Below are 25,784 nucleotides of genomic sequence, written 5' to 3' on the forward strand. Positions count from 1 at the left end.
TATCACCTCTTTACATCGCTTCAGTGTTACGCATCCATTATACAGTGAAAACCACTTTGCCACAGTTTCCGCTTTTCATTAGTTCAAATCCCTCTTCAAAATCTTCGAGCGGCAAACGATGGGTGATCAAGGGCTTAAGATCCACTAAACCGGATTCCAGCAGCCCCGCAGTTTGTTCCCACGTCTCATACATTCGGCGCCCTGTAATCCCATGAACGGTAATCCCCTTGAAAACGATATCGTTTGTGATATCTAATTCTACCGGGCGGCCGGGCAAACCAAGTAAGGAAATGCGGCCACCGTGAGTTATCATTTCAAAACCCTGGCGAATCCCTGTCGGATGACCGGACATTTCCAATACAACATCGGCCCCTTCTCCTTTTGTGATAGCTTTTACTGTTTGAACCGGATCTTCTGTCCGGGGCCGGATGAGATGGGTTGCCCCCATTTGTTCAGCCAGGTTTAAGCGATATTCGTTCAGATCGGAAGCAATTACCTTGGCAGCTCCTGACGCTCTGGCTACAGCCACCGCCATCAGTCCGATAGGTCCGCAACCGACAACTGCTACCGCCTTACCAACGATCGATTCAGATAACGTCGTATGAACCGCATTTCCCATGGGTTCCATTAAGGAAGCGATTTCGAAAGGGAGCTCCTTGCTGTTCTTCCACAGATTTGATGCCGGCAAGGCCACATATTCAGTAAAACATCCGTCGCGATCCACACCAATAATTTTGGTATTCAGGCAGACATGTGCGTCTCCGCGGCGACAGGCGGAACAATGGCCGCATACAATGTGCGTCTCTGCGGAAACGTGGTCTCCAAGTTGCACAGAAGTTACATTTTCCCCGATCTGTACAACTTCTCCGCCCAATTCATGGCCAAACACGTAGGGGGGACGAATCCGGCTTGCCGCCCAATCATCCCATGTATAAATGTGAACATCAGTGCCACAGATACTGGTCGCTTTCACACGAATCAGCACTTCATCGGGCCCAATTGATGGAATGGGCACCTCTTTTAAGATAGCACCCTCACCTTTATGATGTTTAACGAGAGCACGCATGATTCCTTCCACGACGGACACTCCTTTCTCCCATCCAACTGTCATACTAATAAATACTCATTTGATTATAACTGATTATGACAAATGCGTAAAATAAAAAAATGTCCGCATTACGCGGACAACATAAGTCCGGATGATCCAGTTAATTTTTACACAGACGGCTTAAAAAAGTGACCTGCCCGTTTTTCAGTGACGCAACCTCTGCCAGTGATTCTACACGAACTCCTGACTCACGAAGCTTTTTGCCTCCTTCTTGAAATGATTTTTCAATGACGATGCCCAGTCCGGCCAAATCGGCATCCGCTTGTTTAACTATTTGAATTAAACCTTTGGCCGCCTGTCCATTTGCCAAAAAATCGTCGATAATCAGTACACGGTCATTAGAGCTTAAATAATCCTTGGAGACAGTAATCATGTTCATCTCCTGTTTGGTGAATGAAAAAACTTCGGCTTGGTAAACCTTCTCCGTTAACGTTAACGATTTTTTCTTTCTCGCAAATACAACGGGAACTCCCAGTTCTAAAGCTGTCATCATCGCTGGTGCAATACCGGAAGATTCAATTGTTAACACCTTTGTAATCTGTTGATCTGCAAAACGCCCGGCAAACTCCGCACCCATCTCTTTCATCAACACCGGGTCCAGTTGATGATTTAAAAATGAATCCACTTTTAATATCTCATCGGAAAGCACTTTACCTTCAAGCAGTATTTTCTCTTTTAACAATTGCAAAATGATTCCTCCCTAAAATAAAAAGCTCAAAAGGCCCTTTCACACACATGGAGTGAGCAGGCTCTTTTGAGCATTATCTGACACCATCATTTCCTTTCCGTTTACGAAAGAAATAGACCAGGGTCCAAACATAAGTCCCTTGCTCTCGCTCACTCATAGTCGGATCATTTACGGTGATCCGGTAGAAACTCGCGAGCCTTATCCTCACGATTATATGAGATGTATGATTCTGTTCAAGCTGCATTATACCCTAAATCAATGAACGGAAAAAGTAGAGGGCCGGAATACCATCAGTGTCCCGCTTCTAAACGTGAGTTTGGCCAGCAAGATCAGAGATCTATTTGCAAGCCGGAGGCAGCAATCCGACATTTTCCCGCAAAAACTGTTTCAGCTTCCTGCTGAATCTGTTCCGGCTCATAACCCGGGAAAAAATGGGTAAGAAGCAATTGTTTCGTCTGAATGCGATTGGCTGCCCGGGCCGCTTGTTTAGCAGATAAATGACCTGTGGGACCAGGTGGCAAATCCTGATCTAAATAGGTGGCCTCACAAATAAATAAATCAGGGGAGTCTGTCATCAACTCCCAATTCGTATTTACACCCGAATCAGCCCCGTATAAAATGCTATGAGTCCCGTCTGTAATATTCATCGCATAGCACGGGATGCCATGGTCAGTCCGATAAAAGCGAATGTTTAGCAGGTCTCCAACATCTACGGTCAGTCCCTCTTTGATGATATGCTTTTCAATGTAGTTTCCAAAGCTCAATTTTGAATACCAGTGACCAGGCTTTTCAGGTGCCCAAACCGGCAAAGGAGAGGTTCTTTTTTTCAACTTCATTGCCGTCATAATGGCATACTGAAGAACAAAAAAATCAGAAATATGATCGTGATGTAAGTGAGATAGAATAACCCCGTCCAAATCCCAAGGAGAAATCATTTTTCCCAATTGGGCCAGAACACCACTGCCACAGTCAATTAAAATTCTCTTTCCGCCTGCCTCCAGCAAATAGCCTGGAGTTGCACCTCCCGGACCCGGAAACGGGGAATGACAACCCAAGACAGTGAAACGCACAGGCAACATCCTTCCTATAAAAAATGCCACTTCCTTCAAATAAGGAAGCGGCTGGCTTTAGTTATCATGCGAATTCTGCCACCAATTTATCAAACTGGTCTTTGTTAATCAAGAGATCCTGTTTGGATAATGGTGTTTCTTTAAAGCCTTTGATCATCTCTTCATAAGACTTGCTCTCTTTGTTTTGATAGATAATTCCCGTTACCAAACCGTTATGCTCCATTAATTTTTGAATTGCCATGGAACGGTTTGCAGGATCGTAATCTTTATCATCGTCCAAATTGAAGATATGCTCTTTAAACCAGTCGTAGGTGTTGATCTTGTTGTAGGTCACGCAAGGGCTGTATACGTTGATCAAAGAGAAGCCTTTATGCTTGATCCCTTCCTCAATTACCCGGGTCAGCTGTTTCAAGTCACTGGACATGGACTGAGCCACAAAGCCTGCCCCGACTGTGAGTGCCATCTCCATCGGATTGATAGCAGCTTCGATTGATCCGTTTGGCGTACTCTTGGTTTTAAAGCCCATTTCACTGCGGGGTGAGGTTTGTCCTTTAGTTAAGCCGTATACCTGGTTATCCATAACAATATAGGTGATATCAACATTACGGCGAATGGCGTGAACGGTATGTCCCATTCCGATTGCAAAACCATCACCATCTCCGCCTGCTGCGATTACGGTTAAATCGCGGTTGGCGAGTTTTAAACCCTGTGCGATCGGCAAAGCCCGCCCGTGAACTCCGTGGAAACCATACGCGTTCACATATCCGGAAATCCGGCCGGAACAACCGATGCCTGAAACGATGGCGACATCATGGGGCTCCAGCCCAACATTAGCAAAAGCGCGCTGCATGGCGGCCAACACAGAGAAGTCACCACAACCCGGGCACCAATTGGGTTTCACTTTGTTGCGGAAGTCTTTAAATGTGGCCATGAACCAACAGCTCCTTACATTGATTGTAGATTTCGGATGGCAGGAACGGGTTTCCATCATATTTTCCGTAATGAACCAATTTTTCCGCCATTCCCACATGCATTTTAATCAGATTGGTGAGTTGTCCTGTTGCGTTATTTTCAACGACAATTACTTTTTTCGCTTTTTTCATTTGTTCCGCCATAAGATCAGTTGGGAACGGCAAAATTTGGCGGATATGGGCATGATTGACCTTCATCCCCTCTGCTTCCAAACGCTCTTTGGCTTCATGAATCGTTCCGCGGGTGGAGCAGAAGCCGACAATCAGCAGGTCTGCCTCTTCATGCTCAGCATCGATGAAGACAGGATTTTCAAATTGGATTCCGTTTTCCAGCTTCCGCAACCGCTTTTCCATCATCTCTTTACGGTTAACTGGGTTTTCGGACGGACGACCTGTTTGATCGTGCTCAACCCCGGTTACATGGTGCAGGCCGTTTTTCTTACCCGGCAAGATACGGCGCGAAATACCGTCTTCTGTAAACTCATACCGTGGGAATAATTCCGAGTTTTCCAGTTGTGGCAACTCTTCATCGTCTAAAACAAGTTTACCGCGGTCAATCTTGATTCGGTCATATTCAAGCGGCTCAACTGTTTGTTTACCCAGGGAGAGTGCCAGATCAGACAAGATGATGACCGGGCATTGATATATCTCGGCCAGATTAAATGCCTGGATCGTATCATAGAAGCATTCTTCCGCCGTACTCGGAGCGATGACGATTTTTGGAATCTCTCCGTGTGTGCTGTACAACATTGCCAGCACGTCGCTTTGTTCTTGTTTCGTCGGCAGACCTGTACTTGGACCCCCACGCTGAGTATTTACGATCACTGCAGGGGTTTCCGTCATACCCGCTAAGCCGATCGCTTCGGTCATCAGAGAGAGACCGGGGCCGGCAGATGCAGTGAGAGCACGTACCCCCCCGTAGTTGGCACCGATCACCATGGTCATGGCAGCAATTTCATCTTCCGTTTGAACCACAGTACCCCCAAATTCCGGCAGCTTCTTAATCAGATATTCCATGATCTCTGAAGACGGAGTAATCGGATAAGCCGCCATAAGTCTGGCACCCGCTGCCAGCGCTCCCAGAGCGATTGCATCATTTCCGATCATATAAAGACGCTTTTTGCCATCAGACGGTTGCAGTTGGAAATCCGGGATCGCGGATTCTGCTTCCTCCTTGACAAACTCCAGACCTCGTGAGATCGCTTCCATGTTCTTGTCTACAACTTTTTGACCTTTTCTCGCAAATCTTTCTTCAATCACATCTTTGAACGAATCTAACGGAACACCCAACAGCGCGATGGAAGCACCGACTGCCACCATGTTCTTCATTTGAGCCATTCCCGCTTCTTCGGCAATTTTGGTGAATGGCACTGCGAGAAGACGGGCAGAAACTCCTTCCGGCACGGTTGGATTAAATTTAGCATCAGCTAAAATCACACCATTTGGGATCAATTCGTAGGCGTTAAGGTCAATGGTTTCCTGGTCGAATGCAACAAGAATGTCCAGCTCGTCAGAAATGGAGCGGATCGGGTTTGTGCTGATTCGAATTTTGGTGTTGGAGTGCCCCCCCTTAATCCGAGAGGAGAAATGCCGGTATCCATATAGGTAATAACCTTTGCGATTTAGTGCGGTAGACAGGATTTCACCAGCACTATCAATACCTTCCCCCTGTTGTCCGCCCACTTTCCACGAAAGCTGCTTGATCAATGAACTCATCTCCTTTAATACTCCCACACAACTAACACAATGATTAAGTTAAATAAATAGGTTATATCGGCTCTTCACAAAGCGAAGGAACAAATCGTAATTGTGGTGAGTCGATAGAGCTCTATCTGGTATTAATTCTAGTCCTCTCCTGGGTAAAAAGCAACCGTCATCTCTCCCCAATCCTTCAATTATCGTTTCTTTTTATCCAATATAACCGTCTCATAAAAATAAACCCTTATATTGCTCCGGTTTTTTTAACATTTTGTGACGGTAAGTTCTTTAAATAAAATCGGTATCCGTTCTCCCAGGCCCACTTTTTTACCAACGTTTCCGGATACCGCTTCAACAGCGCTTTTTTCAGATTGTTCACCTGACCGGCGTGTTCCAGATCACGAATTTTCTTATCAATTCCGTCAAAATCGGAACCAAAGAAAATTTGATTTTCTCCGCCGAGTTCACATACATGTTCAATATGCTTGATGAGATCATCAATCGTAACTTCGCCATGTGGAAATTTCACAAAGTGAGTAACATAGGTAATACCGATCAGTCCGTCTCTATTGATTAAAGCTTTAATTTGATCATCTTCCAGGTTACGGACATGGGGACATACAGCCCGGCAATTGGAGTGGGATGCATAAACCGGTAAATCCGGGTATTCAATCACTTCCCAAAAACCTTTGATGGAAAGATGGGAAACATCAAGAATCATGCCCAGCCTTTTCATCTCCTCCACCACTTCACGTCCGAAAGATGTAAGCCCTCCCCCGCGTTCCTCCTGGATTCCGTCGGCCACTTCATTGGCATGATTCCAAGTAAGCCCCATCTTACGGACACCCAGCCTGTAAAAGGTGCGAAGATACTTCAACTCCCCTTGAAGTGCGTCTGCCCCCTCCAGTGAAAGGAGTGCTCCTATACGAGCAGGAGAACATTCATCAAGCTGTTCTCCGGAAGTAACAAGAAACATCTTTTCCCCGTCTTGAATCACTTTTTCATAAAACTCATCAATTTGTTTGACTGCGACCTCAAATTTCTGTCCGATTGCAACCGTTGGCGGAATATAGATTGCAAAAGTTTGCAAGCCAACCTGCCCCTCTCGCAAGCGGAGATAAGTTACATCCAGATTGGAATGAGTATCATAGAAAGAGTGCTCCTGATCTAACCACATCTTTAACAATACATCACAATGTCCATCCATAGAGCGCATATGTATTCCCTCCAAGTAAATAAAAGAAAAACCTGTTATGTTTAAACAGGTTTTTTAAATCTATTGATCCCTCTATTAACGGGGTTCGACGATCAACTTGATAGCGGTTCGCTCTTCACCATCGATGACGATGTCGGTAAAGGCCGGGATGCAAATCAAGTCGATCCCGCTCGGCGCAACAAATCCTCGTGCGATCGCAACGGCTTTGACAGCTTGGTTTAGCGCTCCTGCACCGATGGCTTGCATCTCTGCTTGGCCGCGTTCACGCAAGACGCCGGCAAGTGCACCTGCGACAGAATTCGGGTTGGATTTTGCTGAAACTTTTAATACTTCCATGAAGGTACCTCCTCGATGGTTAGAGTGAGTCCACTTTTATCCTATTCGACCATCTCGTAAAAATTCCTTCTCCTTCACATAGATACGAATGAAAAATTAGAAAGAAAATTATACAATTCAACCAATCAGAGGGGTATCCACATCAATGCGAATTCGTTTGAGTTGCTTTGTTTTTTTTGTCTGCTTGTCCAGATCGATCAGCACTGCATTTAACTGACATCTTCCTTTGGCCACAGCAAAGCGGACAGGCATTTGTGTTAAAAAGCGCTTAATGACCGTACTTCTCTCCATGCCTATAATGCCGTCATAAGGCCCTACCATTCCCACATCGGTGATGTAGCCCGTACCTTTGGGAAGAATTCGTTCATCTGCCGTTTGCACATGGGTATGCGTTCCGACTACGGCAGAAACCCTCCCGTCGAGATACCAGGCGATTGCCTGTTTTTCCGATGTGGTCTCAGCATGAATATCTACCAAAATATACGACGAAGGAGGTATTTGGTCCAAGATTTCATCCATCGTGCGAAACGGGCAATCCAGAGTAGCCATAAAAGTTCTGCCCATGATATTGATAACTGTTAGCTTCCCGGCTTGAGACTGGATCACTGTATATCCCTTTCCCGGTGTATCCATGGGGAAATTAGCCGGACGAATGATCCCCGGTTCCTCATCAATAAAATCAAATACTTCTGCTTGTGCCCAGGCATGATTGCCCAGCGTAATGCAGTGAACTCCCAGTTCAAACAGTTCACGTACGATCGTCCGTCCGATTCCCCGCCCGTTGCCCGCCGCATTTTCACCATTTACTACGATGACATCGGGTGTAAACAGATTGTTCAACTGGGGAAAATAGCTGGACAGAGTCTCGCGTCCCGGAGAGCCGACAACATCTCCGATCATCAAAATTCTCATAAGGTTTTATAGCCTCCAACCTACTTGCTAAAAAAATAAAGCGGCCAAAGGCCACTTTATTTTGCATATTCGACCGATCGCGTTTCCCGAATGACCGTCACTTTGATATGGCCGGGATAATCCAATTGGTTTTCAATTTGCCTGGTAATCTCCCTTGCCAAACGGCTTGACTCGGCATCATCCACTTCATCAGGTTTTACGATAATGCGACATTCACGCCCGGCTTGGATGGCATATGACTTCTCAACGCCGTCAAAGGACTCGCAGATCTCCTCCAGTTTTTCCAAACGTTTGATATATGCCTCAAGCGTTTCACGCCGCGCACCCGGGCGAGCCGCTGACAATGCATCTGCCGCCCGTACCAGGACAGCAATGACACTTGTCGCCTCCACATCCCCGTGATGGGAAGCAATGCTATTAATGACGACCGGATGTTCATTGTATTTTTTAGCCAGCTCCACGCCAATATCTACGTGGGAGCCTTCGATTTCATGGTCAATCGCTTTTCCGATATCATGCAGCAGACCGGCCCGTTTCGCCAGATGGATATCTTCACCCAGCTCGGCTGCGAGCAAACCTGCTAAATGGGCCACTTCCATGGAATGCTTCAACACATTCTGGCCATAGCTGGTACGGAACTTCAAACGACCCACTATCTTGATCAAGTCAGGATGCAAACCATGCACACCCGTTTCAAAAGTGGCCTGCTCTCCATATTCACGAATGCGCTCGTCCACATCCCGTCTTGATTTTTCCACCATCTCTTCAATACGCGCCGGGTGAATCCGTCCATCAGCGACCAGTTTCTCCAACGCTACCCGTGCCACTTCACGGCGAATGGGGTCAAAGCCGGACAGGATCACCGCCTCCGGAGTATCGTCAATAATGAGATCGATCCCTGTAAGAGTTTCCAATGTGCGGATGTTTCGTCCTTCCCGCCCGATAATCCGCCCCTTCATCTCATCGTTCGGCAAAGTCACAACTGAAACAGTCGTTTCTGCTACATGATCGGCAGCACAACGCTGTATAGCTAAAGACAAGATGTTGCGGGCTCGCTTATCCCCTTCTTCAATGGCCTGCTGCTCCATCTCTTTAATGATTTGCGCCGTTTCGTGTCGCATCTCATTCTCTACTTTGGCTAAAATTAACTGTTTGGCCTCATCACAAGTCAGTCCGGAAATCCGTTCCATCTCTTTCGTTTGTTCCTGGTATAGCTGCTCAATTTTCTGCTCTTGAATTTCGATTTGCTTCTCTCTTTGATTTAAAGCTTCATCACGTTTTTCCAAAACATGTTGCTTGCGTTCCAGTGTCTCTTCCTTTTGGTTAAGCCGTCGTTCAATCCGTTGCAATTCATTGCGCTGTTCACGTATCTCTTTCTCCGCTTCACCACGGAGTCGATGCGCTTCATCCCGCGCTTCAAAGATCTTTTCTTTCTTCAGAGCTTCCGCATCTTTTTCAGCCTTTTCCAGGATCGCTGCAGCCTCTTTTTCCGCGCTGCCGATGCGGGCTTCCGCTGTTGTCTTACGAATCCAATATCCTGCTCCTACGCCTATTCCCAGAGAGGCAAACAGCAAAATGATGTGAGGCAGTTGAAACATCGATTATTGCTCACCTCCTCTGTTTTTATTTAAAAAACAAGACCGATGAACTCGGTCTTCTCTCGTTCGTCTCTCATGTTATTGCTATACCAGGTGAAGGCTGGAAATCCCAGCGAAAATACATTTTCTTTCTCAGTTAAACATACAGGCAAACATGGAACCAGAGGTATCTTTCACGTCTAAAATGCAAAGATACAGTTCAATTGTATTATTTATGCAATCCCATTGTCAAGGTAACGGCTCATCTGCACCTCAGACTTGCCCCCGGAAAGACGCACATGATAAGCAGTATCCGCAGATTCCGTCAAGTCTGTATTATGGGTGACCAAAATGATCTGACGTCCAAATGTTTCTCCAACCGACTTCAAAAATTCAATCATTGGAACAATATAATCTTCGCTCACATGTTTGCCGGGTTCATCAAGGATGATCGGTCCCGGAAGACGGGGTTTCACCGTCTCGATTAAAGCGATCCGCAAAGCGAGGGAGACAACGTCCACAATCCCTCCGCCCCGAGAATCCTGGGGCTTGTTTTTAATCGTCTGTCCTTCCCACTCGGTTACAACATAAAAATCAGCTGTCGGATTACCACCATGATCAGAGAGTTCGATTTCAAAGCGGAATGCTGAACCGAACACATACTGTAAAGCATTGGTGACAAGAGTTTCCAACTGCTGTTTGGCCTGCAGGCGGGCATGTTCAGAAGAGATCTGCAACAAAACACGCACTTTATCCAGTAAATCCCGCCGGTTATTGCATTCACTCCATCTTTCTTCAATCTCCTGCAAATGTTGCAAATGAAGATCCCGTTTCGCTTTTTTGCTCACTAACTCATTTTTTGACTGTTGAAGTGCTCTTTCCAATTCAGCAAACGCAGAGTTTATCTCCATCTACTTCCTCAACTCCGGGGGAAGCAGTCTCCATGCTTTCTCCAATTCCTCATGGATCTCTTTCTCCAGACGGGCAATTTCCGCTTGCAATTGGTCGGGTTCAACTCCAAGTTCTCTTGATTCTTTGATGATTTCTTCTTCTTGCCGTTCCAGGTTTTCCAATCTGGCTTCTGCTCTTAAAAGATCACTTTTCGCTTTATCCAATTGGATTTTAATTTGTTTAATCTTCTCTTCCAGCTGCTGCATGAGAGGAACCTCCTCGATATTCTTCCATAATATGTTCAAGCACCGATGAGTCAATATGAGACCCACAGGTTGGGCATCTTTCCAACTGTTTTAACAGCCCGGCCCACTGGTCTGTCAGACGGGCCATTTCTTCCGCTTTTTCCCGGCAAAATTGTTTCCCTTTACCGACTCTCCGGCGGGTATCCGCCCATTTTTCACCGACAATTCGTAATCGGTGCAAGCGGTCTAACTTTTGCTCTAAGTCCGGGAGTTTCTTGTCCAGTAGTTGGGGAACTCCCTCACACGTCTTAACAATATGATGGATGTGTTGGATTTCCGCATTTACCTTTTTCCATTTTACGGACAATTGGATGAATGATTTTAACTGAGATAGTTTATCCTGCATTTTTTCCGTCATCTTGATCACATCGGGAACGTGAACCAATTGCTGTGCCACCCGCTGTTCCCGCTGTCTCTGTCTCAACATTTGCTGCCATCTCTTTTGTACCTTGTACATTTGAATGAGCTGCCTCTGTTTTTGTTCCAGGGAGGACAGCAATCCTTCTACTTGTGGCAGAGCCTGAGACTGTTCTATTTTTTTGAAACAAATCTCCTGTTCCTGTTCAATCTTCTGCTTTTTTTCCAGTAATCTGGCAAGTTGATGATAAAGAGCACCTTTACCTTCTATCCCCCACATCATTTGCTCTGCAAGAGGAAGATTTTCCAACTGTTGTACCACCTGCTGGCAGATTTGTTTCTCGGTACGAACAGCTTGAAGCTTATGTAATTGTTTTTGCAGCTGTTCAAATCTATGTTTTTTCTCTTTCGCCCGGATATAAACAGCTTCTGTCTGCTCAAGAGCCTGTTCAAGCAAGGGGAGATTCTCATACGGCTTCAGTTTTTCTTTCATTTGTTCCGCTTGTTGTTCCAGTTGTCTGATCTGGGTGTTGGTCGCCTGCCGGTCACTGCTCGTTTTTTTGAGGGCATTGTCAATGATGTGCGCACCGCTGATCCGCCCGATCGTTTTTGCTTTATTTCGATCAGATTCAAACAGTAAAAACGGACTTTCCAACTGGGTCCCGAAGTGAACATAAATTTCTTTTTGATCCAGCTTGACCACTTGAATACCATGTACATCTGTAATTTCCCGGGGAACTCCGGTCCCCCATCCTTCAAACACCTTTTCCTCCCCATCAGTGGTTCGTAAGAGATAACGGTTTATCGATGAACTTCTCACCCGTACCACTTCCGTCCCGTCGGCAAAGGTAAGGCTGACGCGGCATTGATTGGCTCCGGTGCGAATAAAATCCGTTCCTCTGGGCTGATTGAACAAAACCCAGCGTAAAGCGCGCAAAACCGCACTTTTCCCACTGTCAGAAGCGCCGACAAATACATTTAAACCCTGGGAGAAGTCAATCTCTGTATATTGATGAGATTGAAAATTTTCAATAATGAGTTTTTTGAAGTGATTCAATCGATGCCCTCCCCCTCTGCTTCCTGCTCCACCGCAATCCGTCTTAAAGCTTCAAATCTCACTTCTTCTTCCATTCCGTTTAAGTGAGAGATCTCATTAATGATATCTATTACATCAATCCCGTGAAAATCTCCGGCTTCCATCACCTGTTGCACAAAAGAGGCCAACTTTTCCTGCCTGTAAGCTGCTTTTTCGATGTAAGAACGGTCCAGCACAGTATCACCTTTGGCGGCGCATCTCAAAGGAATCAGCCGAACTTGAATCTCTTCCTTTAAATCGATAAGTGCAACTTGGGGCATTCGTTTCATTTCTGAAGGGTGGTTATTGATTCGTGCAAGTGCTCCCGGATTGATGATATATCTGCCGTTTTGCTGCTGGACGGGGAAACCCGTATGATAATGCCCTGTCAGCAAAATATCGACAGTGTCGCTCCACACCTGATTCACCATCGTGTGAACAACCCCGTCGGGCAGTGCTTTCTCTACCAGCATACCATGAACCATATGAATGCAGTACCGGGCTCCGATTTCATTTTGCACCTGATAATCCAGAGATGCATCCCGTTTATCCAAATCGTAATGAAAGGGTTGTCCGCTCAGTTGCACAAGGAGGCCGTCTTTTTCAAGAGGTACCTTTTCCCCTTCCCCGATCAGTTGCAAAGTGCCAAAAGCGTCTAACAACCCTAACATGGTTCGATCAATCGTCGAGGGGTTATGCCCAAAAATATCATGGTTACCTGCAATCGCATAGATCGGAACTCGAAACCGGCGAAACAGGCTGGCAAACTCCCGGACAACAGCCGGGGAGAGATTCGGGCGATCAAAGACATCTCCCCCGTGCAGGATAAAATCTGCCTGCTCCCGTTCAGCAATTTCAATCACTTCTTCCAATTTCCGTCGAATCGTTTCCTGAAAGTTATCTGTCCGGCTTCGTGGTGATGTTCCGCGGATATGAGTATCAGTCAGATATAGCAAGCGCATTAAAAATTCCTCTCTTCCTCCACATGTCGCGATCGAAAAACATCCAAGACCGAGTAAACGATATCGGCCGAAAATCCTTGGCGAAGCAGGTATTGTCCCAGTTTCCGCTCTACCTTTGGCCAGGGGTCACGGCAAATACGAAGATAGCGCCTTTCGGCAACTTTCATTGCCAGATGGCGCTCCTCTTCTTCCTCCGTATGGCCCAATGCCTCGTCAATCCATTTGGCGACAATCCTTTTCTTCATGAGTTCCTGTCTTAAGCGTATCGGACCATAGCCTCTTGTGTTTCGCCTCTCTTCAACCCATGCTTTGGCGTACTTGCGATCATCCAAATAGCCCAGATGCTGCATTTCGATGATCACTTTTTCACCGTGCTCCTCGCTAAATTCTTTTCCCGCGATATACTGCTTCACTTCCCAAACCGTACGCGGTCTGTAGCTGAGGTAGCGCAGAACGGCCAGCCTTACTCTGTTGTATTCTTCTGCGGCCAGCAACTCCTGGATCTGCTCCTGGTTAACGGCCATTCCTTTGTAGAGGTGATGTTTTACCAAAACATCTTCATGAACGGAGCAAAGAAATTCTCCGTTCACATAGATACGATATCTTTTTGAATAGCTTGAAGATTTTTCGATACGGGTGATGAGGTTTGTCTCCATGGTGCCTCTCACCTCTTCCGTTCAGACGGTTCAAGAATTATAGATCCAATGAGGGCTCCTCAACTACTTTTTCTTTGCTCTTTCTCGTTTTCTTCTCGCTCTTTCCGGCAGCAGGGGCTTCTTCCTTTTGTTCTCCGCCGTCTGCCTGGATGAACGGAAGATTATAGTGGCTGCGAATGCGATTTTCGATTTTGAGGTAGACTTCCGGGTTCTCTTTCAAAAATTGCTTGGCGTTCTCCCTTCCTTGTCCCAGACGTTCGCCATCGAAGGAGTACCAGGCACCGCTCTTATTCACGATATCCAATTCTGCAGCAATGTCAAGCGCACTTCCCTCTTTGGAAATTCCTTCACCGAACATGATGTCCACATCGGCCTGTTTGAATGGTGGTGCGACCTTGTTTTTCACTACTTTGATCCGGGTGCGGTTCCCAATCATGTCACTGCCCTGCTTGATTGTTTCAGCCCGGCGAACCTCCAGGCGAACACTGGAGTAAAACTTGAGTGCACGTCCGCCAGGCGTGGTTTCGGGATTTCCAAACATAATTCCCACTTTCTCACGAATCTGGTTAATGAAAATCGCGATTGTTTTCGATTTGTTAATGGCACCGGAGAGCTTTCTCAGCGCCTGGGACATCAAACGTGCTTGCAGACCGACGTGAGAATCGCCCATCTCTCCCTCTATTTCCGCTTTAGGAACCAGCGCCGCAACAGAGTCGATAACGATGATATCCACAGCACCGCTGCGAACCAGTGCCTCAGCAATCTCAAGTGCTTGCTCCCCTGTATCCGGTTGGGACAACAGCAGTTCTGAGATATTCACCCCTAAATTGCGAGCGTAAATCGGGTCCAGCGCGTGCTCGGCATCAATGAAAGCAGCTTGCCCTCCCAGCTTTTGTGCTTCGGCAATGGCGTGCAGAGCCACTGTCGTTTTCCCTGAGGATTCGGGACCATATACTTCGATGATCCGTCCGCGCGGGAAGCCGCCGATTCCCAGGGCGATATCTAAAGCGAGCGCACCACTGGAGACAGTTTCCACTTGCGGTGCAGTTTCTTCCCCCATCTTCATGATGGAACCTTTACCAAATTGCTTTTCTATTTGCCTAAGTGCCATTTCCAACGCCTGACGACGATCTGACATGCACGTTCCTCCTTTTTTTGTCTCCCAATTAGTCAACTATCAACATCATACATGTTTTTCTCCTGTCTGCCAAGGTCATTTACGAACATTTATTCGGTTTTTTCATCAGCTGTGTTAGTCATCATCCAATTGTGGTACATTACAAGAAGAGAGGAAGGTGGTAAGCAGTGGAGAAAGAAAAAATGAAAGAAGAGATCATGGAACAATTAGAAGAAGTCAATGACCCTGAGTTAGGGATCGATATTGTCAACCTGGGGCTCGTCTATGATGTCGATATTGATGACGAAGGCAATGTAACAATCACGATGACCTTGACAGCGATGGGTTGTCCCCTTGCCGGCATGATCAATGGCCTGGTTACCGATGCAGTAAGAAAAGTAGACGGTGTCAAAGAGGTAGAAGTGAATATCGTCTGGGATCCACCCTGGGATAAAAGCCGGATGTCCCGCTACGCGAAAATTGCTCTCGGGATCAGTGATTAAACGTAGTAAACATTGATAAAGCTGAATCCGCTCCGTCTTTTAAAACTCTTAAAAAGCCAGTCTCCAAATAAATGTTTGGAAAGCTGGCTTTTTTGTCTTACGTACGGTTTCGCGGGCGAGCCGGTTCCATGTTGACACGGGCACCATTGATTTTGGATTGGCGCAATGCCTCATAGACGAAAGGTGCCACATCCTCCGGCACTTCGACGAAGGAAAAGCGGTCGTAGATATTGATTCTCCCAACCTGGCGCAAGGCGATACCGGCGTTTTCCGAAATGGCTTTAGCCAGTTCCTGGGGACGGAGGTTGGCATTTCGACCCACATTGATGAAGAAACGCACCATCCCGGGGGAAGCTCCCGTTTCGCCAAAGTTATAAGTTGCATCAGTATTTTTGGAAAAACGCTCGGAGAAAGCGAGATGCAAGGCGGCGGCAGCCACTTTTTCCGGAGAGAATTTTTGATTCAACTGTTCAATCATTTCCTCAAACAAGGAAAAGTCAGCATTAGATTGAATCGTTTCCTCAATCTGTACCATCCAGGTTTGTTGCTGTTTCGCCGCAACCTCTTCCAGAGAAGGAAGTTCGCGGGCCTTGAGGCGGGCTCCTGTCTCTTGTTCAATCGTACGCAGTTGCTTCATTTCCCGCGGGGTAACAAGTGTAAGTGCAATCCCTTTACGTCCGGCACGGCCGGTTCTTCCGATCCGATGCACGTAGCTCTCTACATCCTGAGGAATGTCGTAGTTAATGACATGGGAAACACTGCCAACATCAATCCCTCGTGCCGCAACATCTGTAGCGACTAGCAGGTCAATATCCCCGTTGCGAAAAGCGTTCATGACACGATCCCTCTGTTGCTGTGCGAGATCTCCGTGTAACCCGCCCGCTAGATAGCCTCTGGCTTGCAATGCCTCTGTCAGGTCGTCAACACCCTTTTTGGTGCGGCAAAAAACAATAGATAAGTCCACTTCTTCGCTATCGAGGATCCGGCTAAGCGCCTCCACTTTAAAATTCTCCAGTACACGATAGTAGTATTGCTTGATAACCGGAACAGTCACTTCACCGCGGCTGACGGTAATATACCGGGGCTTGCGCATATATTTTTGTGCCAGCTGGCGAATAGCAGGGGGCATGGTAGCTGAGAATAAGAGTAATTGCCGCTGGCTTGGCAAAAACTTCAACACCGCTTCAATATCATCGATAAAGCCCATATCCAGCATTTCATCTGCTTCATCGAGAACGATCATTTCTACATCATTAACTTTTAAAGTGCCCCTGCGCAAGTGATCCAACAGGCGACCCGGCGTCCCGATTACCACATGGATTCCTTGTTGTAAGGCTTTAATTTGCCGTCCGATCGCCTGTCCGCCGTATATCGGTAACGTTTTTACTCTTTTTGGACGGCCAATGCGCCGCAGTTCCTCCGAAACTTGAATGGCCAGCTCTCGTGTAGGAGCAAGAATAATACTTTGTACCCCATTATTCCCCTGATCAATTCTCTCTAACACAGGTATTCCGAAAGCTGCCGTCTTCCCGGTACCGGTCTGTGCCTGACCGATTACATCTTCCCCGCGTAATACAGCGGGAATGCATTCCGACTGAATCGGAGAAGGTTCTTCAAACCCTAAATCTTGAACCCCTTTTAAGATTTCAGGGCTTAATTGAAACTGATCAAAACGACTCATGTTGTGGTTTCACCTTTCTTTAATCGTTGCTGTAGGATAAATAACGCATGCTTTGCTGCTAACAGCTGGATCCGTTGTCGTGACCCCTTCAGCAGGTATTGGTAAACCCGGGTAGGCTGATGCACTTCTGCAAGACCCACAAATACTTGACCAACCGGCTTTCCTTCTGCCGGATCCGGACCAGCTACTCCGGTGATGCTGAGTGCAAAATCGGATTGAAACTGTTGCCTGGTTTGCTGAGCCATCGCTTCAGCAGCGGCAGAACTGATCGCGCCCTCTTCGATCAGAACTTGTTTGGGAACATGAACGATCTCATTTTTGACCTCATCAGTATAAGAAACAAACCCACCTTTTAGCGTGTGACTGCTTCCCGGAACTGTGGATAACAAATGGGCTGCCAGTCCCCCTGTACAACTTTCAGCGAGAGCAATCGAACGTTTTTGCTGGCGGAGCAAGGAAACGACAACTTCCTCCAAAGAAGAGTCTTCTTCACTGAAGCAGTATTCCCCGACACGGTCTAAAATTTGTGCCCTTACAGGGGCAATCAGATCATGCGCGGCTTGGTCATCACGCGCTTTTGCAGTTAAGCGCAAAGTAACTCCCGCTTCCTTCGCATAAGTGGCAATGACCGGATTGGTCTGCTGCTCAATAATGTCACTCAACCGCTTCTCCAACAGAGATTCACCTATTCCAAAAAAGGAAAGCGGATGGGAAACAATGACTTGTTTTTCCGGCAGAAGGCCGATTAAAAAAGGACGCACATGATGTTCAAACATCGGAACGAGCTCTTTCGGCGGCCCGGGCATTAATACATATGTAATACCAGCGCTGGTTATAGCCAAACCGGGTGCGGTCCCGTTTTCATTTGGGAATACTGTGCCACCAGGAAAAACATATGTTTGCTTATAATTATTTTCTGGAATTGGCAAAGAACGCCCTGCAAATATTTTTTGCAAGTGAGCAAGAGAAGCTGAATCTTGAATGAGATTCACTTTCAAAAACCGGGCTAATGTCTCTTTCGTCAAATCGTCCATCGTCGGCCCTAATCCGCCACACAGCAAGACCAGATCGGAACGGGAACTGGCAATCCGAATCACTTCCAGCAGCCTCCGGGCATCATCTCCGACCGAAGTATGGAAGTAAACATCAATTCCCAGAGAGGAGCACTCCTGTGACAAATAAGCGGAATGACGATCCAATGTCTGTCCGAGCAACAATTCGGTTCCTACTGTAATAATCTCCGCACGCATAAACTCCTTCTCTCCTCACACTGTCTAAACTTACGGCTTTGTGAGCATAACGATCTTTCTATTTTTATAGAAGTAATCCAGCCCGGAAATAATCGTAATCAGGACGGCCAGCCATGTCACAATGTACGAAAAGGGAAAAGCGAACGTTGAGAAAGGGGCATTTTTCAACATCAAGGCAACAATCGCCACGATTTGTACAATCGTTTTCAATTTCCCCAACGCACTGGCCGCTATCACATATCCTTCAGCGGCTGCGATCAACCGAAGACCTGTCACGGCAAATTCGCGGCTGATGATGACAATGGCGACCCAGGCTTCCAACCGTTGCATTTCCACCAGAGAGATCAAAGCTGCCGTAATCAGCAATTTATCTGCCAGAGGATCGAGAAACTTCCCCAGGTTGGTAACCATTTTATTCTTGCGTGCGATGTAACCATCCAATCCATCAGTTACCGCTGCCAGTATGAAGAATAGCGTTGCGATTAACTCGCTGACGGTCAAATTGACTGACCCAATTTGAATATGTCCGATATCAAAACGGACCAGTAAAAAAATCATCACTACTGGTACAAGGAAAATGCGGGCCAGCGTAATTTTGTTGGCCAAGTTCACCTTAACCAACCTCCCTGGCGATAATCTGTCTATAAAGATTGATTCCCCCGTTTTCATCATCGTGTAAAGATCCTGTTTGGTTTTTACTTTCCCTGAATAACCATGTTTGTTGCTGCCACTCACTGGACCGGTTCTTGCAATTGATGTTAGATGTCATTAATTGTTCTTTTGCCACTTTTCTTCCTCCAGGTACACAACCCCTAGTTACAATCCTTTCGTAAGTATAAACCAAGCGGAACAGGCGTGTCAAAAAGAGCAGAGAGGCATTTTCGATTCAAGCCTCTCTGCTCTTTTTGACACGCCTGTTCAATTAATTAACTTTAATTGATATAAATGAACTTCTTTTTGCCCTGTTGTGTCAATAATCACTCCATTTACAGAGATTGTGACATAATTAGGGTTGTCGACACGGAGAGAAATCCACTTTTCATGGGTAAAAGTTTCAGTTTTATTGGGAACCAGCTTTTTTTCCGCCAATATTTTTCCGCTCGGGCCATCGCCGCGAACACGAATTTCTGTCGACTTCTTAGCCGTTATTTTTAATTCTACCTGGTCGGCGTTTTTAACCTCATACACATCCCCATACTTATTTGTTTCTGAAGATTTGGTAAGGTTAACAACAGGCTTGGTCTGATCAACCGGAGCAACAGTCGTCACCACTGTCTCTTCCGTATTTTTTTGGGGAGTGACCGGCTGCGCAACCGGTTGATCCTCTTTCCCCATAAATACCCAGATCAAAACGGAAATAAGCAGCATCACTGCAAAAACTGCTCCACCAATGATCCACTTACTTTTCAGGAACGACTTCCAGTTGCCCCGGGGTGCCACATCGTGAACCTGGGAGGACCGGGATTGCTGTTGCCGCATTCTCTCTGTTCTGCTTAAAGAAACTGGTGCCGGCACAGATTCCATCTGGTTATCTCCGGACGGTTGTACATTTTTGTAAGCGCGCAAAATAGGAAGCGGATCTACTCCTAAAAATCTGGCATAAGTGCGAATAAACCCACGAGCATACAAAGGGTCCGGCAGAGCAGAAAAGTCGCCGTTTTCAATTGCTTCTACATAATGGGGCGGGATGTTTGCCTGTTCGGAAACTTCTTCAATGCTCAAACTCTTGTTCTGGCGGACTTCTCTTAAACGATCAATATCAGGATTGGACATGCCAACAAAGTACCTCCTGTTGAATGTTAATGCCAAACGTCCAACTTCTTCAGTATAGCTCACAGGCAAAAGTGAAGTCAAAAAAACAAGCCCATGGAGTGAGAAGGGCTTGCTTTTCTATTGAACCTTTTTAATGTGAACATTTTTGGCCGGACTGATAAATTCGCCGTTTACCTTTACTGTAACCTGATGTGGTTGACCTAAAACAATCCACAAATCAGGATTGCCATCAAATGTATGTGGACCATATTTAAACGTCTGCCCGTCTTCGACCATCACATCTTTCAGATAATTCTTATCGGTTCCGAAATTGTCCCGTATCTGAACCCAAGATTTTCCGCTTCGCCCTTGAATTTCAATTTCAGCCTGATCCGTTCCTGTCAAATGATAGTGATTGACATTTGACTCCTTAGAAGCTAATTTTAAGGTTCCTTTGGGACTTGGCGGCTGTTCCTTTACCTCTGAAGAGTCCCTCGGCGGAGCTGATCCGCCGTTGTTCGGAGGAGCCGCTACCCGGCTTTGATCATCTTCCCCCTGATCCGAGGCAAAATGGACAGCGACCCATGCCAACGGAATACAGACAGCAGCACTGGCTGCGATGATAATGGCTGCACGTTTCTTTCCTGAAGATCTTGATTTGCCGCTCTTGCGATTTTTAACTGCACTTCGGCTCAGTTTTTGCACACGTGAAGCCCTTTGCGTATAACCTGATTCCTCGTCCGGATTTTTCATATAAGGAGACTGTACATCCGGTTTAGAAGGAGGAATTGAAGCTTGTGAGGTATCTTTCCGCAATCTTGCCGATCTTGACAGTGAATTCATATCTCCGGTCGGCAGTGTACCGGCATTAAATTTTTGTGTATTTTCCCTCAGCGTATCCCTTGACCTGCGTGGAGGCATTGAAGATAATAACGGTTCAGAGGACGATGCCACTGGCGGTTCGCTTTGAGAAATTGATGGTTTAGGGACAGGCGGCAAATCGGGACGATCGTTCGGCAGGCTCGGAGAACCGGATCTCATCACACCACCTGTCCTTTGATAACCTAAATTCCGACGCGCCAATTCTTTATCTTTGAGTGATACATCCCTCGCCTGATCACTTTCCGAACGGGCAATGGTTAATGCTGTATTCATACTCGTCCGGGTGTTTGCTAATGTGTTTGAGAGCCTGTGCGGCATTGATCCTGTCATCTGGGAAACAGATTGCTGCGGTCCGGTGATAACCGGCATGCGACCTGTATTTTGGGGCGGTGTTTGCTTTGCCTGAGCCAGATCGTGTTCATTCACGGCTCTATGTACGCCAGTCAATCCCCGTTCTGCCTGTTCTGCTTTCCGATACTGCCTTAAAATATGATGGGGCTCAACTTTCACACAATTCGCATAAGAACGAAGGTAAGTTCTTACATAAAACGGACTTGGCAGCTTATGAAATTCGCCATTTTCAATTGCGGTCAAAAATGATTTTTGAATTTTAGTCTTATCCTGTAACTGATCGAGGGACAGTCCAATCGACTCTCGGGCTTGTCGAAGATAATTACCGATTTCGACAGACACCCCAGCCACCTCCTGAAAGGTTGTTGAACTTCCGCCAGGTAAATGTAAAGAGCGGATTTGATCGTTCTCCAACCCAGTAAAAGTTTCTACCTGAATCTCCACGCCTGGAAACGGGAGCTATCGCGATCACCCATGTGAGGTTATAACAGCACGATCTACAGCTTCATGTAGTTAACTGTACTGACCTGCTCTCATTCATGTTTAAATAACTTCAAAAAGGAAGGGGATACCCCCCTTGTCCAAACATCTCACAGGTATGATTTTTGAGAATCCCCAATATGGATTATGACACATAACACAAATTTGATTCAAGCATAACATGCGATTTTCATTGTGTCAAAAAAAGCCCCCCACTCATGAGAGCTTATCGAACAAATGAAATATAAATATCCTTCTCCTTGCGATACCGGTCCGTGATAACAGGCTTTCCGTTCACTGTTACCTTAACCCGGTTTGGCCGATCTAACTTAAGCCAAATCCCGGTGGTAAAAGATTTGGTATATTCTTTACCCGGAGCGACACTGCCTTTCGCCACGGGATTGCCTACCTCTTGCTCCCGAATTTCAAAATCACTTGCTCCGCCAGCCTGTGAAACCATTTTTAACTCCAGCTTTTCCGCATTGACCAGCTCGTACCGATCCTCCTTATATTCACTTGATGATAACATGGTGAAAATAGGCTTCCCAACCGGTTTGGTTTGGGAAGCTGATGCTGTATCCTCTTTCGCAACCTCTGGAGGAGGCTGTTTATCGGCTTTGCCGGATGCAGTGGTCATTTTTATATAGAAAAAGCCTGCCAGAGCAAGGACTAATAAAACAGTCCCAATAATTAAAAGCCAGTTATATAGCTTGCCAAAAGAGAACCCGGACTTTTTTCGCCTATCTTCATCCATGAGACCCTCCGAGCGCGATGACTGTGAACGGCTTACACTACGACGACTTGGAAACGAGGATGACCTTTGCAATCCTTTGTCATAACTCTCAGAAGAATCAAGCCCAAGTTCCTCGGGATCTGGAACGTCAGAAGGCATTTTAGGTTTTCGAGGTGGTTGCCCCGGAGATGAAGTGGCCGATGTTTCTGCCAGCGAAAGCGATTCCTCATCAATCGCAGGTGTTGCTGAAGCATACGCAGGATAGCTGGTTGAGTCCGGAGCCGCTGAATCATGGTAGGCTGAATTTCTACTCCTTACGGAACGAGCAGACCTGGAATAGCCTAAGTCCGATTGTTGCCGGGACTCCGAACCGTAATTTGAGATCTCATAGTCAGCATTGTGCTCTTCTTCTTGATCCGAAGAACGATTTGAGCGATACGGTAAATCGCTAAAGGTTTGTGTCGGCGAAAGGTCCGATTGTTGGCCGTATGACTGATTATACCGGAAAGCCCCCCGCTTATGGGCAGGCGGCAGAACAGGCCGGTCGCGCCTTAAATCGTTGCGAAAAGAGCTGTTTTCCTCAGGATGCCGTGACGAACGGGTATTTGGACGATATTGTTTTAAAATCGTCTGTGGGTTTTCCCCAACTACATTTGCGTAAGATCTCAAATAAGACCGTACGTATATTGGGCTGGGTAATAAGCCAAATTGGCCATTTTCCAGAGCAATGAGATATTTTTTTTGAATACGGGTCCGTGCTTCAAGATCCTCTAACGAAAGCCCCATAGATTCGCGAGCTTGCTTTAAACGCTTGCCAATTTCAACTGACAAAAAAACCCCTCCCTGCCAATCACCCATTCATCCTTTTTATTTTTTTAATTGAACACGGTAGCTTTTCTGTGTATCCTGAGCATCTGTCCGGATTGTTTGACCGTTAACCGTTACTTCTACATTGGAAGGAACACTCAGGCGGAACCAAATTTCATTCTTACCGCCTGTATCTAAAGCCACTTCCTGGCCCACTCTTAAGGTAAAAATTTTAGGAGACTCTTTTGGTGAAGGAGCATGCATAACCACCGATTCACCTGTCTTTCCCTTTACTTTGACCTCAAGTTTATTTACATTTGAGATCGTGTACAATTGACCCTCATACTCATTTTCAGAAGAGCCTCCGTCCATCAGGATCGGAACATCTTTTCCATTCGCATTAACAGAGGTATCAATGGGTGAAGAATCTATATCTGATCCTTCACTCACCGAGGTCTGGCCGGAATCGTCCCCGGTCATCACATAAGCTCCTACTCCCCCAACAAGGAGCAACGCCGCTACTGCAACACCGATGGCCAGTCCCGCCGGCTTTTTCCCTTTTTTATTCTCTTTCTCCGCGGCATCGGCTTGTCCTTGCTTTGCCTCGATCGCCACTCGACGAGGCGAAAGCGTTTGTGCACTGGGGTCGGGCTTTGGAAGGTTAGGGAATCCGTTTTGCACCGGCAAACCTTTTTCAACAGGAGCATAAGTTGGATTTACAGATTGTGGCGGCTGAGATTCAGGCGAGCGGACCAGTCTTTGACGAGAGGGTACTTGGTTGGGTGCTGGTAAGGTCCGCAAGGAATAATCGGCCGGCTCTTCAGTCCCTGGCGGCAAAGAGCGCTTTTTCCTTGAGTTCAACAGATCTCCGGCAGAATCATAATTATCATTTGGAGTCCCCTGGCCCCGTTTTACTGATGCCGCTTGATAGGACGCAGTGTTCTGATACACTTTTTCAAGTGTATCTAACAACGGTTGAACTTCTAAACCTAAACTTTTTGCATAAGCTCTTAAAAAAGCCCGGGCATAAAAAGGGCTGGGAAGTTGATCAAATCGATCATTTTCTAATGCATGCAAATATTCAGTATGAATGTTTGTGATCCGGTTCATCTCTTCAAGACTGTAGCCTATCCGTTCTCTCGCTTGCTTCAAAACAATACCAACACCCATCTGTTTACCTCCTCCTATCAATCATCTCCATTTAAAAGCCGTCAAATCCGGGTTCTAACACGTCGTATGTAATGGTCTCATCCGGATGATTACGCAGTTCTATGATGTAATGAAAATCGTCCATAGTAAACTCTGTTTCGCTCACAAATACGTCAGGATGTTCAATCACCTTGGTGGCATTCATACGGATAATCTCACGCACCAAAAGATCGTGCCGTTCAGTCGACCTCAGAGTTGATACGATTCCGTCAATAATATATACATGATGGTTGGACATTTCATCATGAGCCAATTGGCTGCGTACTGTTTGTCTCAACAAGGTGGAAGAGACAAAAGTCCAACGCTTATTCGCACAAACACTGGAGGCAACAACTGATTCTGTCTTCCCAACCCGGGGCATTCCTCTGACACCAATCAGCTGATGTCCGTCTTTTTTGAACAATTCAGCCATAAAATCAACCAACAATCCCAGCTCGTCCCGTGTAAACCGATATGTCCGTTTATCTTCCAGACACCTGTCGAGATATCTGCCATGACGTACAGCCATCCGGTCTACTAATTTGGGTGGTCGCAAGGCAGTAATGGTAATGTTGTTGATTCGGGTCAGAATTTGCTTCAATGCTTCGATCTTCTCATGATCTTCCGTCCGTAATAACATTCCGCGCCGATCATCTTCCACACCATTAATTGTCAAAATATTAATGGAAAGCATTCCCAATAATGAGGCAATATCACCTAAAAGACCAGGGCGGTTTTTATGAATTTGATATTCCAGATACCATTCATGACGATCCATTGCAACACACCCTTCAATCCATTTGTATCAGTGGCTCTGCTAGGATCACAAGCGTTATATGTTTCTTAGTATAGCACATGATGAAAGGCTTGCGAAACCACTTTTAACAAAGAAATCCTTATGTAAAAGAAATAAAACACCTAGCGTTTTTAGGTGTTTTATTTCTTTTAATTTATATTGATTATCTATTTCCATCGTCAACCAATTTTACCATCAATCCTGCTAACATTCTCTGTTCCTCTTCGCTTGCCACACTCCATAAGTCTTTCAAGAGACGCTCTTGGACATTTTGCGGATCAATATCATGAGCTAAATAGTCACCTAGCTGATAGGCTAAATCATTGATTCTTTCCCGATTCATTCCCAGTCCTTCAGCTTGCTGAATACGAGATGAAAGAAATTCTTTCCACTCTTGAAAGTTATCAAGAACTGACATGGAT

At 46.2% G+C, this 25,784-nt stretch carries 26 protein-coding genes and 1 riboswitch; of the genes, 1 reads left to right on the forward strand and 25 read right to left on the reverse strand.

Annotated elements, in window-relative coordinates; genetic code table 11:
- Nucleotides 1-37: 37 nt before the first annotated feature.
- From tdh to recA, 15 genes are all read right to left on the reverse strand, one after another.
- Complete coding sequence (gene tdh / locus I8U27_RS08785) at nt 38-1,078, reverse strand: L-threonine 3-dehydrogenase (protein WP_181751669.1); 1,041 nt, start codon at nt 1,076-1,078, stop codon at nt 38-40.
- Between the two features lie 130 nt (nt 1,079-1,208).
- Nucleotides 1,209-1,796, reverse strand: a complete 588-nt coding sequence (locus I8U27_RS08790; RefSeq protein ID WP_181751668.1) for a xanthine phosphoribosyltransferase — start codon at nt 1,794-1,796, stop codon at nt 1,209-1,211.
- A 136-nt stretch (nt 1,797-1,932) separates the two neighbouring features.
- Nucleotides 1,933-2,034, reverse strand: a riboswitch (purine riboswitch).
- A 91-nt stretch (nt 2,035-2,125) separates the two neighbouring features.
- Nucleotides 2,126-2,866, reverse strand: a complete 741-nt coding sequence (locus tag I8U27_RS08795; RefSeq protein ID WP_181751667.1) for an MBL fold metallo-hydrolase — start codon at nt 2,864-2,866, stop codon at nt 2,126-2,128.
- A 64-nt stretch (nt 2,867-2,930) separates the two neighbouring features.
- The gene (locus I8U27_RS08800) at nt 2,931-3,797 is read right to left on the reverse strand and encodes a 2-oxoacid:ferredoxin oxidoreductase subunit beta (protein WP_181751666.1); all 867 of its coding nucleotides are present in this window, start codon (nt 3,795-3,797) and stop codon (nt 2,931-2,933) included.
- Entirely contained in the window at nt 3,784-5,544 is a 1,761-nt protein-coding gene (locus I8U27_RS08805; protein WP_181751756.1) for a 2-oxoacid:acceptor oxidoreductase subunit alpha, read from the reverse strand. The genes I8U27_RS08800 and I8U27_RS08805 overlap by 14 nt, the downstream gene beginning before the upstream one ends.
- A gap of 235 nt (nt 5,545-5,779) precedes the next feature.
- A complete protein-coding gene (locus I8U27_RS08810) occupies nt 5,780-6,751 on the reverse strand; it encodes a dipeptidase (protein WP_181751665.1) in 972 nt (323 codons plus the stop codon).
- 75 nt (nt 6,752-6,826) lie between these two features.
- On the reverse strand, nt 6,827-7,087 hold the full coding sequence (locus tag I8U27_RS08815) for a stage V sporulation protein S (protein WP_022737614.1): 261 nt from the start codon (nt 7,085-7,087) through the stop codon (nt 6,827-6,829).
- A gap of 117 nt (nt 7,088-7,204) precedes the next feature.
- Nucleotides 7,205-7,999 (reverse strand): TIGR00282 family metallophosphoesterase, encoded by a 795-nt coding sequence (locus I8U27_RS08820; protein ID WP_181751664.1) that lies wholly within the window; start codon nt 7,997-7,999, stop codon nt 7,205-7,207.
- Nucleotides 8,000-8,055: 56 nt separating this feature from the next.
- The gene (rny, locus tag I8U27_RS08825; protein ID WP_181751663.1) at nt 8,056-9,597 is read right to left on the reverse strand and encodes a ribonuclease Y; all 1,542 of its coding nucleotides are present in this window, start codon (nt 9,595-9,597) and stop codon (nt 8,056-8,058) included.
- A 212-nt stretch (nt 9,598-9,809) separates the two neighbouring features.
- Nucleotides 9,810-10,487: an ATP-binding protein gene (locus I8U27_RS08830; protein ID WP_181751662.1), complete on the reverse strand. Its 678-nt coding sequence runs from the start codon at nt 10,485-10,487 to the stop codon at nt 9,810-9,812.
- Nucleotides 10,488-10,733, reverse strand: a complete 246-nt coding sequence (locus tag I8U27_RS08835) for a hypothetical protein (protein ID WP_181751661.1) — start codon at nt 10,731-10,733, stop codon at nt 10,488-10,490.
- Complete coding sequence (locus tag I8U27_RS08840) at nt 10,708-12,186, reverse strand: AAA family ATPase (protein ID WP_181751660.1); 1,479 nt, start codon at nt 12,184-12,186, stop codon at nt 10,708-10,710. The genes I8U27_RS08835 and I8U27_RS08840 overlap by 26 nt, the downstream gene beginning before the upstream one ends.
- Nucleotides 12,183-13,166 carry a metallophosphoesterase family protein gene (locus I8U27_RS08845; protein WP_181751659.1) on the reverse strand — a complete coding sequence of 328 codons (984 nt, stop codon included), beginning with the start codon at nt 13,164-13,166 and terminating at the stop codon, nt 12,183-12,185. Before I8U27_RS08845 ends, I8U27_RS08840 begins: the two co-directional genes overlap by 4 nt.
- Nucleotides 13,166-13,822, reverse strand: a complete 657-nt coding sequence (locus I8U27_RS08850; RefSeq protein WP_181751658.1) for a RecX family transcriptional regulator — start codon at nt 13,820-13,822, stop codon at nt 13,166-13,168. Before I8U27_RS08850 ends, I8U27_RS08845 begins: the two co-directional genes overlap by 1 nt.
- A gap of 37 nt (nt 13,823-13,859) precedes the next feature.
- Nucleotides 13,860-14,960, reverse strand: coding sequence for a recombinase RecA (gene recA, locus I8U27_RS08855; protein ID WP_181751657.1), 1,101 nt, complete (start codon nt 14,958-14,960; stop codon nt 13,860-13,862).
- Nucleotides 14,961-15,142: 182 nt separating this feature from the next.
- Between recA and I8U27_RS08860 the strand changes: the two genes are divergently transcribed.
- On the forward strand, nt 15,143-15,442 hold the full coding sequence (locus I8U27_RS08860) for a metal-sulfur cluster assembly factor (RefSeq protein ID WP_181751755.1): 300 nt from the start codon (nt 15,143-15,145) through the stop codon (nt 15,440-15,442).
- A gap of 97 nt (nt 15,443-15,539) precedes the next feature.
- Here I8U27_RS08860 and I8U27_RS08865 read toward each other — a convergent pair whose 3' ends face one another.
- The 10 genes from I8U27_RS08865 to I8U27_RS08910 all read right to left on the reverse strand — a co-directional run bounded on the left by I8U27_RS08865 (nt 15,540) and on the right by I8U27_RS08910 (nt 25,780).
- On the reverse strand, nt 15,540-17,123 hold the full coding sequence (locus I8U27_RS08865) for a DEAD/DEAH box helicase (protein WP_181751656.1): 1,584 nt from the start codon (nt 17,121-17,123) through the stop codon (nt 15,540-15,542).
- Nucleotides 17,120-18,373 (reverse strand): competence/damage-inducible protein A, encoded by a 1,254-nt coding sequence (locus I8U27_RS08870; RefSeq protein ID WP_181751655.1) that lies wholly within the window; start codon nt 18,371-18,373, stop codon nt 17,120-17,122. Before I8U27_RS08870 ends, I8U27_RS08865 begins: the two co-directional genes overlap by 4 nt.
- Nucleotides 18,374-18,403: 30 nt before the next feature.
- The gene (gene pgsA, locus I8U27_RS08875; protein WP_181751654.1) at nt 18,404-18,985 is read right to left on the reverse strand and encodes a CDP-diacylglycerol--glycerol-3-phosphate 3-phosphatidyltransferase; all 582 of its coding nucleotides are present in this window, start codon (nt 18,983-18,985) and stop codon (nt 18,404-18,406) included.
- A gap of 1 nt (nt 18,986) precedes the next feature.
- Nucleotides 18,987-19,160, reverse strand: a complete 174-nt coding sequence (locus I8U27_RS08880; RefSeq protein ID WP_181751653.1) for a hypothetical protein — start codon at nt 19,158-19,160, stop codon at nt 18,987-18,989.
- A 131-nt stretch (nt 19,161-19,291) separates the two neighbouring features.
- Nucleotides 19,292-20,146 carry a RodZ domain-containing protein gene (locus tag I8U27_RS08885; RefSeq protein WP_181751652.1) on the reverse strand — a complete coding sequence of 285 codons (855 nt, stop codon included), beginning with the start codon at nt 20,144-20,146 and terminating at the stop codon, nt 19,292-19,294.
- Nucleotides 20,147-20,263: 117 nt separating this feature from the next.
- Nucleotides 20,264-21,700 (reverse strand): helix-turn-helix domain-containing protein, encoded by a 1,437-nt coding sequence (locus I8U27_RS08890; protein WP_181751651.1) that lies wholly within the window; start codon nt 21,698-21,700, stop codon nt 20,264-20,266.
- A gap of 364 nt (nt 21,701-22,064) precedes the next feature.
- Complete coding sequence (locus I8U27_RS08895) at nt 22,065-23,402, reverse strand: helix-turn-helix domain-containing protein (protein ID WP_181751650.1); 1,338 nt, start codon at nt 23,400-23,402, stop codon at nt 22,065-22,067.
- A gap of 36 nt (nt 23,403-23,438) precedes the next feature.
- Entirely contained in the window at nt 23,439-24,548 is a 1,110-nt protein-coding gene (locus I8U27_RS08900) for a helix-turn-helix domain-containing protein (RefSeq protein ID WP_181751649.1), read from the reverse strand.
- A gap of 31 nt (nt 24,549-24,579) precedes the next feature.
- A complete protein-coding gene (locus I8U27_RS08905; RefSeq protein ID WP_181751648.1) occupies nt 24,580-25,344 on the reverse strand; it encodes a DUF3388 domain-containing protein in 765 nt (254 codons plus the stop codon).
- Nucleotides 25,345-25,525: 181 nt separating this feature from the next.
- On the reverse strand, nt 25,526-25,780 hold the full coding sequence (locus I8U27_RS08910; protein WP_181751647.1) for a DUF3243 domain-containing protein: 255 nt from the start codon (nt 25,778-25,780) through the stop codon (nt 25,526-25,528).
- Between the last annotated feature and the right edge of the window lie 4 nt (nt 25,781-25,784).

This window comes from Paenactinomyces guangxiensis, assembly GCF_016055185.1.
Lineage (GTDB): Bacteria > Bacillota > Bacilli > Thermoactinomycetales > Thermoactinomycetaceae > Paenactinomyces > Paenactinomyces guangxiensis.